Origin of the sequence: Citrobacter sp. C6_1, from assembly GCF_014596835.2 — a bacterium.
In the GTDB taxonomy this organism is placed as follows: Bacteria; Pseudomonadota; Gammaproteobacteria; order Enterobacterales; family Enterobacteriaceae; genus Citrobacter; species Citrobacter pasteurii.
On record NZ_CP115031.1, the window covers coordinates 3,285,791 to 3,299,536 of the forward strand.

14 protein-coding genes are annotated in these 13,746 nt (G+C 53.4%); 12 read left to right on the forward strand and 2 right to left on the reverse strand.

Annotated features, from left to right (window positions below; translation table 11 throughout):
* Nucleotides 1-119 precede the first annotated feature (119 nt).
* The 4 genes from gltJ to rihA all read left to right on the forward strand — a co-directional run bounded on the left by gltJ (nucleotide 120) and on the right by rihA (nucleotide 3,311).
* Nucleotides 120-860, forward strand: a complete 741-nt coding sequence (gene gltJ, locus IB196_RS15915; protein ID WP_003022759.1) for a glutamate/aspartate ABC transporter permease GltJ — start codon at nucleotides 120-122, stop codon at nucleotides 858-860.
* Nucleotides 860-1,534 carry a glutamate/aspartate ABC transporter permease GltK gene (gltK, locus tag IB196_RS15920; RefSeq protein WP_005121421.1) on the forward strand — a complete coding sequence of 225 codons (675 nt, stop codon included), beginning with the start codon at nucleotides 860-862 and terminating at the stop codon, nucleotides 1,532-1,534. The genes gltJ and gltK overlap by 1 nt, the downstream gene beginning before the upstream one ends.
* A complete protein-coding gene (gltL, locus tag IB196_RS15925) occupies nucleotides 1,534-2,259 on the forward strand; it encodes a glutamate/aspartate ABC transporter ATP-binding protein GltL (protein WP_003022754.1) in 726 nt (241 codons plus the stop codon). Before gltK ends, gltL begins: the two co-directional genes overlap by 1 nt.
* Before the next feature lie 116 nt (nucleotides 2,260-2,375).
* Nucleotides 2,376-3,311 (forward strand): pyrimidine-specific ribonucleoside hydrolase RihA, encoded by a 936-nt coding sequence (gene rihA / locus IB196_RS15930; protein ID WP_005121422.1) that lies wholly within the window; start codon nucleotides 2,376-2,378, stop codon nucleotides 3,309-3,311.
* 96 nt (nucleotides 3,312-3,407) lie between these two features.
* Here rihA and IB196_RS15935 read toward each other — a convergent pair whose 3' ends face one another.
* Nucleotides 3,408-3,890: a zinc ribbon-containing protein gene (locus IB196_RS15935; protein ID WP_005121423.1), complete on the reverse strand. Its 483-nt coding sequence runs from the start codon at nucleotides 3,888-3,890 to the stop codon at nucleotides 3,408-3,410.
* 235 nt (nucleotides 3,891-4,125) lie between these two features.
* Here IB196_RS15935 and leuS point away from each other — a divergent pair, with 235 nt between their 5' ends.
* Genes leuS through nadD form a run of 4 tightly spaced genes read left to right on the forward strand, consistent with a single transcriptional unit; the run spans nucleotide 4,126 to nucleotide 8,990 of the window.
* Nucleotides 4,126-6,708 carry a leucine--tRNA ligase gene (gene leuS, locus IB196_RS15940; RefSeq protein ID WP_188231787.1) on the forward strand — a complete coding sequence of 861 codons (2,583 nt, stop codon included), beginning with the start codon at nucleotides 4,126-4,128 and terminating at the stop codon, nucleotides 6,706-6,708.
* A gap of 14 nt (nucleotides 6,709-6,722) precedes the next feature.
* Entirely contained in the window at nucleotides 6,723-7,316 is a 594-nt protein-coding gene (lptE, locus tag IB196_RS15945; protein WP_040232549.1) for an LPS assembly lipoprotein LptE, read from the forward strand.
* On the forward strand, nucleotides 7,316-8,347 hold the full coding sequence (gene holA, locus IB196_RS15950; RefSeq protein ID WP_188231786.1) for a DNA polymerase III subunit delta: 1,032 nt from the start codon (nucleotides 7,316-7,318) through the stop codon (nucleotides 8,345-8,347). Before lptE ends, holA begins: the two co-directional genes overlap by 1 nt.
* 1 nt (nucleotide 8,348) lies before the next feature.
* Nucleotides 8,349-8,990, forward strand: coding sequence for a nicotinate-nucleotide adenylyltransferase (nadD, locus tag IB196_RS15955; RefSeq protein ID WP_005121427.1), 642 nt, complete (start codon nucleotides 8,349-8,351; stop codon nucleotides 8,988-8,990).
* On the opposite strand, the gene cobD is transcribed toward nadD, so the two are convergent.
* Nucleotides 8,965-10,059, reverse strand: coding sequence for a threonine-phosphate decarboxylase CobD (gene cobD, locus IB196_RS15960; protein ID WP_188231785.1), 1,095 nt, complete (start codon nucleotides 10,057-10,059; stop codon nucleotides 8,965-8,967). The genes nadD and cobD overlap by 26 nt on opposite strands.
* A 97-nt stretch (nucleotides 10,060-10,156) precedes the next feature.
* Between cobD and IB196_RS15965 the strand changes: the two genes are divergently transcribed.
* The 4 genes from IB196_RS15965 to mrdA all read left to right on the forward strand — a co-directional run bounded on the left by IB196_RS15965 (nucleotide 10,157) and on the right by mrdA (nucleotide 13,744).
* Nucleotides 10,157-10,768, forward strand: coding sequence for an adenosylcobalamin/alpha-ribazole phosphatase (locus IB196_RS15965; RefSeq protein WP_182290792.1), 612 nt, complete (start codon nucleotides 10,157-10,159; stop codon nucleotides 10,766-10,768).
* Nucleotides 10,769-11,023: 255 nt separating this feature from the next.
* Complete coding sequence (gene rsfS, locus IB196_RS15970) at nucleotides 11,024-11,341, forward strand: ribosome silencing factor (RefSeq protein WP_003022728.1); 318 nt, start codon at nucleotides 11,024-11,026, stop codon at nucleotides 11,339-11,341.
* A gap of 3 nt (nucleotides 11,342-11,344) precedes the next feature.
* Nucleotides 11,345-11,812, forward strand: a complete 468-nt coding sequence (gene rlmH / locus IB196_RS15975) for a 23S rRNA (pseudouridine(1915)-N(3))-methyltransferase RlmH (RefSeq protein WP_003022725.1) — start codon at nucleotides 11,345-11,347, stop codon at nucleotides 11,810-11,812.
* Between the two features lie 30 nt (nucleotides 11,813-11,842).
* Complete coding sequence (gene mrdA, locus IB196_RS15980; protein ID WP_005121432.1) at nucleotides 11,843-13,744, forward strand: peptidoglycan DD-transpeptidase MrdA; 1,902 nt, start codon at nucleotides 11,843-11,845, stop codon at nucleotides 13,742-13,744.
* Nucleotides 13,745-13,746 lie beyond the last annotated feature (2 nt).

A 13,746-nucleotide genomic window follows, 5' to 3' on the forward strand; every position in this document is an offset into this window, starting at 1 on the left:
CTCGGCACGGACAGACTATAAGCCTGATGGTCGTTCCCCATCAGGCCTGAAAACCGCAAAACGCCGAATAGCAATCTTCGAGGGTAGCGCTGCTACCCTTTTTTTTCTGGAGTAGATTTATGTCTATAGACTGGAACTGGGGTATTTTTTTACAACAGGCCCCGTTCGGCAACACCACCTATCTCGGCTGGCTCTGGAGTGGTTTCCAGGTCACGGTCGCGTTATCTATCACCGCCTGGATTATCGCTTTCCTCATAGGCTCTCTATTTGGCATCTTACGTACCGTACCAAATCGTTTCCTTTCCGGGATCGGCACGCTGTACGTTGAGTTGTTTCGTAACGTTCCACTCATCGTCCAGTTCTTTACCTGGTATCTGGTCATTCCTGAACTGCTGCCGGAAAACATTGGCATGTGGTTCAAGTCAGAGCTGGATCCCAACATTCAGTTCTTCCTCTCATCCATGCTTTGTCTGGGGCTGTTTACCGCCGCGCGCGTCTGTGAGCAAGTTCGCGCCGCAATTCAGTCCCTGCCTCGCGGGCAGAAAAACGCCGCGCTAGCGATGGGGCTGACTTTGCCGCAGGCCTACCGCTATGTGCTGTTGCCAAACGCTTACCGCGTGATTGTGCCGCCAATGACCTCAGAGATGATGAACCTGGTAAAGAACTCCGCGATCGCCTCCACCATCGGTCTGGTGGATATGGCGGCGCAGGCGGGAAAACTACTGGATTACTCCGCCCACGCATGGGAATCATTTACCGCCATCACGCTGGCCTACGTCCTGATTAACGCCGTCATCATGCTGGTGATGAATCTCGTCGAACGCAAAATCCGCCTGCCTGGCAATTTGGGAGGCAAATAATGTACGAATTTGACTGGAGTTCTATCGTCCCTTCCCTGCCGTATCTGCTGGACGGGTTGGTCATCACCCTGAAAATCACCGTTACAGCGATAATCATTGGTATCGTCTGGGGGACCATCCTTGCCGTCATGCGTCTGTCCAGCTTCGCGCCGATTGCCTGGTTTGCGAAGGGCTACGTCAACGTATTCCGCTCCATTCCACTGGTGATGGTACTGCTGTGGTTCTACCTGATTGTGCCCGGCTTCCTGCAAAACGTGCTGGGCCTGTCGCCCAAAACCGATATTCGCCTGATCTCAGCAATGGTCGCGTTTTCGATGTTCGAGGCCGCCTACTACTCGGAAATTATCCGTGCAGGGATCCAGAGTATCTCTCGCGGACAGTCCAGCGCTGCGCTGGCGCTGGGGATGACGCACTGGCAATCAATGAAGCTGATCATTCTGCCGCAGGCATTCCGCGCTATGGTTCCGCTGCTGCTTACCCAGGGCATCGTACTGTTCCAGGATACCTCGCTGGTCTACGTATTGAGTCTGGCAGATTTCTTCCGCACCGCCTCCACTATTGGCGAGCGTGACGGTACACAGGTCGAAATGATCCTGTTCGCTGGCGCCGTTTATTTTGTATTCAGTCTGAGCGCATCGTTGTTGGTCAGCTATTTGAAGAAAAGGACAGTTTAATGATTACCCTGAAAAATGTTTCTAAATGGTATGGTCACTTTCAGGTGCTGACCGACTGCTCCACGGAAGTGAAAAAAGGAGAAGTGGTGGTGGTCTGTGGCCCGTCAGGCTCCGGTAAGTCCACTCTTATCAAAACGGTGAACGGCCTGGAGCCGGTGCAACAGGGCGTCATCACCGTTGATGGCACCGTGGTAAATGATAAAAAAACCGATCTGGCCAAACTGCGCTCCCGCGTTGGCATGGTGTTCCAGCACTTCGAACTGTTCCCGCATCTGTCGATCATTGAGAACCTGACTCTGGCGCAGGTAAAAGTGCTTAAGCGCGATAAAAAGCCGGCCCGCGACAAAGCGCAAAAGTTACTGGAACGCGTTGGCCTGTCGGCGCATGCCGAGAAGTTCCCGGCCCAGCTATCCGGGGGTCAGCAACAGCGTGTCGCCATTGCCCGGGCGCTGTGTATGGATCCTATCGCTATGCTGTTTGACGAACCAACGTCGGCGCTCGATCCTGAAATGATCAACGAAGTACTGGACGTCATGGTTGAACTGGCCAATGAAGGGATGACCATGATGGTGGTAACCCACGAAATGGGCTTTGCGCGTAAAGTGGCGAACCGGGTGATCTTTATGGACGAAGGAAAAATTGTTGAAGACTCGCCGAAAGAAGAGTTCTTCGCTAATCCGAAATCAGACCGAGCCAAAGACTTCCTCGCGAAAATCCTGCACTAATCTGGCTGGCGCGCACTACCATGTGCGCGCCACCTCACGATTTACCTCTTCATTTCTCGAAACCGATACAGCCCAGCGTTAACCTTGTCACAGAGTCCCACTTACAAGGAGCAACAATGGCACTTCCTATCCTGTTTGATTGCGATCCTGGCCATGACGACGCTATCGCAATTGTTCTCGCCCTCGCCTCACCTGAACTGGATGTGAAAGCGATAACCTCGTCAGCCGGTAACCAGACGCCCGACAAAACGCTGCGTAACGTATTACGCATGCTAACGCTGCTCAATCGTAGTGATATTCCCGTCGCCGGTGGCGCTGTGAAACCGCTGATGCGCGATCTGATTATTGCCGATAACGTCCACGGCGAGAGTGGGTTAGATGGCCCGTCGCTCCCGGAACCAGCCTTTGCACCGCAGGCCTGTACCGCTGTGGAACTGATGGCGAAAACCCTGCGAGACAGCCCGGAACCAGTAACCATTGTCTCCACCGGGCCGCAAACCAACGTGGCATTGCTACTGAATAGCCATCCTGAACTGCACGCCAACATCGCCCGTATCGTGATAATGGGTGGAGCAATGGGGCTCGGAAACTGGACGCCCGCCGCCGAGTTCAACATTTTCGTTGATCCTGAAGCCGCTGAAATCGTCTTCCAGTCGGGCATTCCGGTGGTGATGGCGGGACTGGACGTGACGCATAAAGCGCAAATACACCGCGAAGATACCGAGCGGTTCCGCGCTATCGGCAATCCTGTTTCAACGATCGTAGCTGAACTACTCGACTTCTTCTTTGAATATCACAAAGACGAAAAATGGGGATTCATCGGCGCGCCGCTGCACGACCCCTGTACCATTGCCTGGCTGCTGAAACCGGAACTGTTTACCACCGTTGATCGTTGGGTTGGTGTGGAAACCCAGGGTAAATACACGCAGGGCATGACCGTGGTGGATTACTACTTCCTGAGCGGCAATAAGCCAAACGCCACCGTGATGGTGGACGTTAATCGCCAGGGGTTTGTCGATCTGCTGGCAGAACGTCTGAAGTTTTACGCCTGATACACGCCGGACGGCGCTAACGCTGATCCGGCCTACAAAATCGTGCAATTTGTAGGCCGGATAAGACGCTTCGCGTCGCCATCCGGCAATAAGCGATTACGGCTCAAATGGCCGTCTTTGGAACTGATCGTGACCGCATTTCGGGCACAGCGGCAGCACATCCGGTGTGTAAACAGCTAAGTGGAAGTGACATTTCTCGCAAACCAGATTGCCCAGCCCAACCACTTCACCGCTGTGATAAACCCCGTGATGGCTGAGATCCTGGAACACTTCGCGCCATTCGAGCTGCGTTTTATCGGTAATATCCGCCAGTTCCTGCCAGATACTCTCCTTGATGACCCGCATAAAGACGCTGTCAGTCTCCTCATCAAGGCTCTCTTCATAACTGAGCGCAAACTCTTCGAGGTCGCGTCTGACGGCCCTTGTGAGTTCTTCCACCTCGGTTCGCGTTAACTCCCCGGTCTGCATAACTCGCTGACGTGCCTGCTCCACCAGCGCATCGATATCGCGTTCACCATTGCGCAGACGTTCACTAAGTGACGTCACCAGTTCACGGTAATATTGAGCAACCTTGTTCATCGCTTCGCCTCCTGGGTCGTTAACTGTCTATAATAATAGACGTTATTTACGCTACGCTTTGCAAGACTGTCCACAGAGTATGTAAATTCGTGCAATATTTATCCTTACGGGAATTCAATGCTGAATGCGCGAAAGGCTGTTTTGACGCGGACGTTTGGGCTATGCTATGCGGATCTGAAACACCACATCTAAAGCTACGTTTGTAGCTGTATTGAAAACAGGACCACTGGCTGCCATGCAAGAGCAATACCGCCCGGAAGAGATAGAATCCAAAGTACAGCTTCACTGGGATGAGAAGCGCACATTTGAAGTTACCGAAGACGAGAGCAAAGAGAAGTATTACTGCCTGTCTATGCTTCCCTATCCTTCTGGTCGACTACACATGGGCCACGTACGTAACTACACCATCGGTGATGTGATCGCCCGCTACCAGCGCATGCTGGGCAAAAACGTCCTGCAGCCAATTGGCTGGGATGCGTTCGGCCTGCCTGCGGAAGGTGCGGCGGTAAAAAATAATACCGCGCCAGCACCGTGGACATACGACAACATCGCGTACATGAAAAACCAGCTCAAAATGCTGGGCTTCGGTTACGACTGGAGCCGTGAGCTGGCGACCTGCACCCCGGAATATTACCGCTGGGAACAGAAGTTCTTCACCGAACTGTACAAAAAAGGTCTGGTATACAAGAAAACCTCTGCGGTGAACTGGTGCCCTAACGACCAGACCGTACTGGCAAACGAACAGGTTATTGACGGCTGCTGCTGGCGCTGCGATACCAAAGTTGAGCGTAAAGAGATCCCACAGTGGTTCATCAAAATTACCGCTTACGCTGACGAACTGTTGCGCGATCTGGATAACCTGGATCACTGGCCTGACACCGTTAAAACCATGCAGCGCAACTGGATTGGCCGTTCTGAAGGCGTGGAAATCACCTTCGACGTTAACGGTTATGACAACACGCTGACCGTCTACACTACCCGCCCGGATACCTTTATGGGTGCGACCTACCTGGCTGTTGCGGCAGGTCATCCACTGGCGCAGAAAGCGGCGGCAAATAACCCGGAACTGGCTGCCTTCATTGACGAATGCCGCAACACCAAGGTTGCTGAAGCCGAAATGGCGACCATGGAGAAAAAAGGCGTCGACACTGGTTTTAAAGCCGTTCATCCGCTGACCGGCGAAGAGATCCCGGTTTGGGCGGCAAACTTCGTGCTGATGGAATACGGCACCGGTGCGGTGATGGCTGTTCCGGGTCACGATCAGCGCGACTACGAATTTGCCACCAAATACGGCCTGACCATCAAGCCTGTAATTCTGACTTCTGAAAGCACAGAGCCGGATCTGTCTGAACAGGCGCTGACCGAAAAAGGCGTGCTGTTTAACTCCGGTGAGTTTGACGGCCTGGCCTTCGAAGACGCTTTCAACGCCATTGCTGACAAGCTGGTAGCTCTTGGTGTCGGTGAGCGTAAAGTTAACTACCGTCTGCGCGACTGGGGTGTTTCCCGTCAGCGTTACTGGGGTGCACCAATCCCGATGGTCACGCTGGAAGACGGTACCGTACTGCCGACACCAGAAGATCAATTGCCGGTAATTCTGCCAGAAGATGTCGTCATGGACGGTATCACCAGCCCGATCAAAGCCGATCCGGAGTGGGCGAAAACCACCGTTAACGGTATGCCTGCCCTGCGTGAAACCGACACCTTCGATACCTTTATGGAATCTTCCTGGTACTACGCGCGCTATACCTGCCCGCAGTACAACGAAGGCATGCTGGATTCCAAAGCCGCCAACTACTGGCTGCCGGTGGATATCTACATTGGTGGTATTGAACACGCCATCATGCACCTGCTCTACTTCCGCTTCTTCCACAAACTGATGCGCGACGCAGGCATGGTGAACTCCGACGAACCGGCTAAACAGCTGCTGTGCCAGGGTATGGTGCTGGCAGATGCCTTCTACTACGTTGGCGCAAACGGCGAGCGTAATTGGGTTTCCCCGGTTGATGCCATCGTTGAGCGTGACGAAAAAGGCCGTATCGTTAAGGCGAAGGACGCAGAAGGCCATGAACTGGTGTATACCGGCATGAGCAAAATGTCTAAGTCGAAAAACAACGGTATCGACCCGCAGGTTATGGTTGAACGCTACGGTGCGGATACCGTGCGTCTGTTCATGATGTTCGCCTCTCCGGCTGATATGACGCTGGAATGGCAAGAATCCGGCGTAGAAGGGGCAAACCGCTTCCTGAAGCGTGTCTGGAAACTGGTTTACGAACACACCTCACAGGGTGATGCACCGGCGCTGAACGTTGCTGCACTGACGGAAGATCAAAAAGCGCTGCGTCGTGACGTACACAAAACCATCGCGAAAGTGACTGATGATATCGGTCGCCGTCAGACCTTTAACACCGCGATTGCGGCGATTATGGAACTGATGAACAAGCTGGCAAAAGCACCGCAGGAAGACGAACAGGACAGAGCCCTGATGCAGGAAGCGCTGCTGGCCGTTGTGCGTATGCTTAACCCGTTCACCCCACACGTTTGCTTCACCTTGTGGCAAGCGCTGAAAGGCGAAGGCGATATCGACAATGCACCGTGGCCAGTTGCTGACGAAAGCGCCATGGTCGAAGACTCTACGCTGGTCGTGGTTCAGGTCAACGGCAAAGTCCGTGGTAAAATTACCGTCCCGGTAAACGCCACTGAAGAGCAGGTTCGTGAACGTGCTGGCCAGGAGCCTCTGGTGGCAAAATATCTTGATGGCGTTACCGTACGTAAAGTGATTTATGTACCGGGTAAACTCCTCAATCTGGTCGTTGGCTAAGCGCGGGAGGAAGCGTGCGACATCTGACAACATTGTTGTTATCCCTGGTGGTGCTGGTCACCGCCGGGTGTGGCTGGCATCTGCGTAGTACTACGCAGGTTCCCCCCACGATGAAAACCATGATTCTGGTCACGGGTGATCCGAACGGCCCGTTAAGCCGGGCGGTACGTAATCAGTTGCGTTTGAATGACGTTACACTGCTGGAAGACAGCTCAACGCGCAAAGACGTTCCGTCCTTACGCCTTGGTGCAGTCAGCATTTCGCAGGATACCGCGTCCGTGTTCCAGAACGGTCAAACCGCTGAATACCAGATGGTGATGTCCGTTAGTGCTTCAGTCCTGATCCCGGGCCATGATATTTACCCGATCAGCGCTAAAGTCTATCGTTCATTCTTCGACAACCCACAAGCGGCACTGGCGAAGGATAACGAGCAGGAGATGATCGTTAAAGAGATGTACGACAAGGCGGCCGAGCAGTTGATTCGTAAACTGCCAAGCGTACATATCGCTGATGTTCAGTCATCCAGTGATGACGTCGAGCCTGCAGTGAAAACTGCAGCGCCAGCGTCCTCCTCTCCGGCGCGTGTTTCCACCACGCTGGGTAACTGATGCTCAAGTTGTACCCTGAACAACTCCGCGCACAGCTCAATGAAGGGCTGCGCGCGGCGTATTTACTACTGGGCAATGACCCCCTGTTGTTGCAGGAGAGCCAGGACATCGTCCGTATGGCTGCCGCCGCGCAAGGGTTCGAAGAACACCATACGTTCACCCTCGATACCAGCACCGACTGGGGCGCAATCTTTTCCCTTTGCCAGGCGATGAGCCTGTTTGCCAGCCGTCAAACGTTACTCCTGCAGCTGCCAGAAAATGGCCCCAATGCCGCCATTAACGAACAACTTGCCTCGCTCGTCACGCTGCTACATGACGATCTGCTGCTTATTGTCCGTGGTAACAAGCTGACCAAAGCCCAGGAAAACGCGGCATGGTATACCGGGCTGGCGAATAACGCGGTGCTGGTCAGTTGCCAGACACCTGAACAGGCACAGCTTCCGCGTTGGGTAGCCGCAAGGGCGAAGCACCATAATCTGCAGCTGGATGACGCCGCCAACCAGCTCTTATGCTATTGCTACGAAGGCAATCTGTTAGCGTTAGCGCAGGCGCTGGAGCGGTTGTCGCTACTTTGGCCTGACGGTAAATTAACATTGCCTCGTGTGGAGCAAGCCGTTAACGATGCCGCGCACTTTACCCCCTTCCACTGGGTGGATGCGCTACTGATGGGCAAAAGCAAGCGCGCGCTGCATATTCTGCAACAGCTCCGTCTTGAAGGCAGTGAACCTGTTATTTTGTTACGTACTCTGCAGCGGGAATTATTGCTGCTGGCGAACCTGAAACGGCAGTCGGCTCATACCCCATTACGGGCATTGTTTGACAAACATCGGGTATGGCAAAATCGCCGTGGCATGATGGGAGAAGCGTTAAACCGACTGACCCCCACACAGTTACGTCAGGCGGTCACGCTGTTAACACGTACGGAAATTACGCTTAAACAAGACTATGGTCAGTCAGTGTGGGCGGAGCTTGAGGGACTTTCCCTGTTGCTTTGCCATAAATCACTGGCAGATGTTTTTATTGATGGTTGATATGAAATCATTGCAGGCTCTGTTCGGTGGCACCTTTGATCCGGTGCATTATGGTCATCTGAAACCCGTTGAAATTCTGGCTAATCTGATTGGCCTGTCTCGGGTCATTGTCATGCCCAATAACGTGCCACCACATCGTGCGCAACCGGAAGCCTCCAGCGCCCAGCGTAAACATATGCTTGAACTGGCCATTGCCGACAAGCCTTTGTTTTCACTGGATGAACGCGAGCTAAAACGCGATACCGCCTCGTACACCGCGCAAACGCTAAAAGAGTGGCGCGAGGAGCAAGGCCCGAACGTGCCGTTAGCATTTATCATTGGTCAGGATTCGCTGCTGACCTTCCCTTCCTGGCACGACTACCACACAATTCTGGACAACACCCATCTTATCGTGTGTCGACGACCGGGTTATCCGCTTGAGATGGCACAGGAACAGCACCAGCAATGGCTGGAAAATCATCTGACGCATTCGCCGGATGACCTGCACAACTTGCCTTGTGGGAAAATTTACCTGGCCGAAACGCCGTGGTTCAATATCTCCGCCACGCTTATCCGCGAACGCCTGGAAAAAGGCGAGCCGTGCGACGACTTACTGCCACGCGCCGTGCTCGACTATATCAACCAGCAGGGTTTGTACCGCTAAGCGTGTTGTTTAATGCCGCCAGCAGGCGGTCGTTTTCTTCCTGACTGCGAACAGCAACCCGGTAATAACGCGCGTCCAGGCCAGGGTAATTGGCACAACTGCGGATCAAAACATGTTGTTCCAGCAGTGATTTTTGCAAATCGATATCCGGTCGATCGCAGCGTAACAGCCGATAGTTAGCCCGACCGGGATAGACTGTCAGGCCGGGCAGTGTTTGCAATTGTTGATCAAATCGCTGTCCTTCCTGCGCCAGCCATTTCCACGTCGCCTGCTGGTAGGCGCTATCGCTAAGAATCATCTCTCCCGCCAGCGCGGCAAATGCGTTAATTGACCACGGCATTTGTCGGCTGCGCATCCGTGCCACGGCCTGTTCGTCACTATTGACCAGATAACCCAGTCGCAATCCCGGTATCGCATAGAACTTGGTCAGCGAGCGAAGAACCCAAATGTGCGGATTCTCTTGTAGCCGCGGAATAAAACCCTCCTCCCCGGCAATAAAATCGATAAAGGCTTCATCCAGAATCAAGGTAATCCCCAATTCGGCGCAGCGCGTTGCTATCGCAGCAAGCAGATGACCATCGGGCAATAGCCCTGTAGGGTTGTTGGGCGTACAGAGAAAAAGGCAGTCCAGCTGCGGCGTTAACGCTTCAAGGATCGTGGCGGTGAGCTGCCAACCATCCTCCTCGCGCAGCGCAAACTCATGGATTGCACATTCGCCCCATTCCAGCGCCCGGCGGTATTCAGCAAACCCGGGGGCAACAATCATCGCATGACGCGGCTTGAGCCCATTAACCAGAGTGAAGATAGATTCTGTTTCGCCATTCCCCGCGACAATCCACGAAACAGGTACCTGATGATGCTGCGCCAGCGCCGCATGCAACTGGGTGTAGTCAACGTCCGGGTAGCATTCAGCCCTGTCCAGATTGTCGATAAGCGCGCATTTTAAGGTTGCGGGCATACCCAGCGGGTTAATATTCGCGCTAAAATCCAGCAATTGCTCAGGCGGGATGCCCAACAATGCGGCGGCTTCTCGGGTATTACCGCCGTGCGCGCTCTTCAATAAAGACATCGTGCCGCTCCAGTCAAAAAAGGGTATTTTATTGAAAAAATCTCTGCGCAATCAGGGCAAGCATCATATTTTGTGCGAATAGGCCCAAGAGGAAAAAATGAGACTCTGGTTAGTACGTCACGGAGAAACCGAAGCCAATGTCGCTGGGTTATACAGCGGTCATGCCCCAACACCGCTAACGGAACGGGGGATTGCTCAGGCGCAATCACTGAGTGGACTGCTACACAATGTCCCTTTCGACAACGTTCTGTGCAGCGAGCTGGAGCGTGCCCGCCATACAACGCAGTTGATCTTAGGCGATCGCGAGATTCCTGTGCGTATCATGCCTGAACTTAATGAGATGTTCTTTGGCGACTGGGAAATGCGCCATCATCGCGATCTTGCGCGTGAAGACGCTGAAAATTATGCCATATGGTGTAACGACTGGCAGAATGCGACCCCAACCAACGGTGAAGGATTCCAGGCATTTTCACAGCGTGTTGAACGTTTCATTGCTCAGCTTGCTGATTACAAAGACAGTCAAAATCTGTTGGTGGTAAGTCATCAGGGCGTGCTGAGCGTGCTGGTGGCCCGGCTGCTGTCCATGCCCGCGGCCGCCATGTGGCACTTTCGCATCGAACAGGGATGCTGGAGTGCCATTGATTTTTGTGACGATTTTGCAGTTCTGAAAGTTCTCAATAGTCGCGCCGTATGGCACGAGGGGGAGTGAATGCACTGTTTTTTCTGCCGAAGGGCCTCTCTCCCATTGACACCCTATGACAGGCTGCTATTCTCCGCAACCTGACTTTTCCCGCCTTTCAGAGCTTTGCAGAAATTGTTTTACAAAAATGGCGATGCATTCTGTTGCGTGGGGTGGGATGATAGCGCACCTCAAAAGCGCTTTCGGAGACATTTGTCCCGATATCGCCTCTGGTTCAGGTATACTAACAGACGTTTTTAACTCTTTTTCACCCAGGGGGAACACTTGCAGGGTAAAGCACTCCAGGATTTTGTAATCGACAAAATTGATGACCTGAAAGGTCAAGACATCATCGCCTTAGATGTTCAGGGCAAATCCAGTATCACCGATTGCATGATTATCTGCACTGGCACGTCCAGCCGCCATGTCATGTCTATCGCCGATCACGTTGTTCAGGAATCTCGCACTGCCGGTCTGCTGCCGCTTGGCGTAGAAGGTGAAAACGTAGCTGACTGGATCGTCGTCGATCTTGGCGATGTGATTGTCCACGTTATGCAGGAAGAGAGTCGTCGCCTGTATGAACTGGAAAAACTCTGGAGTTAATGCGTGAAGCTGCAACTTGTCGCTGTGGGTACGAAAATGCCTGACTGGGTGCAAACCGGTTTTACGGAGTACCTGCGGCGGTTTCCAAAAGACATGCCCTTTGAGCTGATTGAAATCCCGGCAGGAAAACGCGGCAAGAACGCGGACATTAAGCGCATTCTCGACAAAGAGGGTGAACAGATGCTGGCCGCCGCAGGCAAAAACCGCATCGTCACCCTTGATATCCCAGGAAAACCCTGGGACACGCCACAGCTGGCGACCGAGCTGGAACGTTGGAAACTGGATGGTCGTGACGTCAGTCTGTTGATTGGCGGGCCGGAAGGACTGTCCCCTGCCTGTAAAGCGGCAGCGGAGCAAAGCTGGTCACTCTCTGCGTTAACCCTTCCCCACCCTCTTGTTCGGGTGCTGGTCGCAGAGAGTCTGTACAGGGCGTGGAGCATTACCACCAACCATCCTTATCACCGTGAGTGATCATTGATTCTTGAGTAGATTAAGCAGCGGATGAAACTACAGAATTCTTTTCGCGACTATACGGCTGAGTCCGCGCTGTTTGTGCGCCGGGCGCTGGTCGCTTTTTTGGGGATTTTGCTGCTCACTGGCGTGCTAATCGCCAATCTTTATAATCTGCAAATCGTTCGCTTTACTGATTATCAGACCCGTTCGAACGAGAACCGCATCAAACTGGTGCCTATTGCCCCCAGCCGCGGCATCATTTATGACCGCAACGGAATTCCCCTCGCCCTTAACCGCACCATTTATCAGATAGAGATGATGCCGGAGAAGGTCGACAATATTCAGGATACCCTCGAGGCGCTACGCAACGTCGTGGATCTGACCGATGACGATATCGCAGCCTTTAAAAAAGAGCGAGCCCGCTCGCACCGATTCACCTCGATCCCGGTAAAAACCAACCTGACTGAAGTTCAGGTCGCTCGCTTTGCCGTGAATCAGTACCGTTTCCCCGGCGTCGAGGTCAAAGGCTATAAACGCCGCTATTATCCGTACGGCTCTGCACTGACCCACGTGATTGGCTACGTATCGAAGATCAACGATAAAGACGTTGAACGCCTGGATAAAGACGGCAAGTTGGCCAACTACGCAGCCACGCATGACATCGGCAAGCTGGGTATCGAGCGCTATTACGAAGACGTACTTCATGGCCAAACCGGTTATGAAGAGGTTGAAGTCAATAACCGTGGCCGCGTCATTCGTCAGTTGAAAGAAGTGGCGCCGCAGGCCGGGCACGATATCTATCTGACGCTTGATTTAAAACTCCAGCAATACATTGAAACGCTGCTGGCGGGAAGCCGTGCCGCCGTCGTGGTCACAGACCCGCGTACCGGCGGTGTCCTGGCACTGGTCTCTATGCCGAGTTACGATCCGAACCTGTTCGTGGACGGCATCTCCAGCAAAGATTATTCTGGGTTACTCAATGACCCCAATACCCCACTGGTTAACCGCGCCACGCAAGGCGTTTACCCTCCGGCATCCACGGTTAAACCTTATGTTGCGGTCTCTGCGTTAAGCGCAGGCGTTATTACCCGCAATACCGGGCTATTCGATCCCGGCTGGTGGCAATTACCCGGCTCAGAGAAACGTTACCGTGACTGGAAAAAATGGGGGCACGGTCATCTGAACATCACCCGTTCTCTGGAAGAGTCCGCTGATACGTTTTTCTATCAAATCGCCTATGATATGGGGATTGACCGTCTTTCTGAGTGGATGAGCAAGTTTGGTTACGGTCATTATACGGGCATCGATCTCGCTGAAGAGCGCGCAGGAAACATGCCAACCCGTGAGTGGAAGCAAAAACGGTTTAAAAAGCCCTGGTACCAGGGTGATACAATCCCCGTCGGTATCGGTCAGGGCTACTGGACAGCAACGCCTATCCAGATGAGTAAGGCGCTGATGATCCTCATCAACGACGGCATGGTGAAAGTCCCGCATCTGCTGATGAGCACAGCGGAAAACGGCAAGCAAGTGCCGTGGGTACAGCCACATGAGCCTCCTGTCGGTGACATTCATTCTGGCTACTGGGAAATCGCCAAAGACGGTATGTACGGTGTAGCGAATCGCCCTAATGGGACTGCGCACAAGTATTTTGCTGGCGCACCCTACAAAATTGCGGCGAAATCCGGTACCGCGCAGGTATTTGGCCTGAAAGCCAATGAAACCTATAACGCACATAAGATCGCCGAACGTTTACGCGACCACAAACTGATGACTGCATTCGCGCCCTATGACAAACCCGAGGTCGCTGTCGCGATGATCCTCGAAAACGGTGGGGCCGGTCCGGCGGTAGGTACACTCATGCGCCAGATCCTTGACCACATTATGTTGGGCGACAACAACACCAATCTGCCTGCTGAAAACCCGGCGGTTGCAGCAGGTGAGGACCAATAATC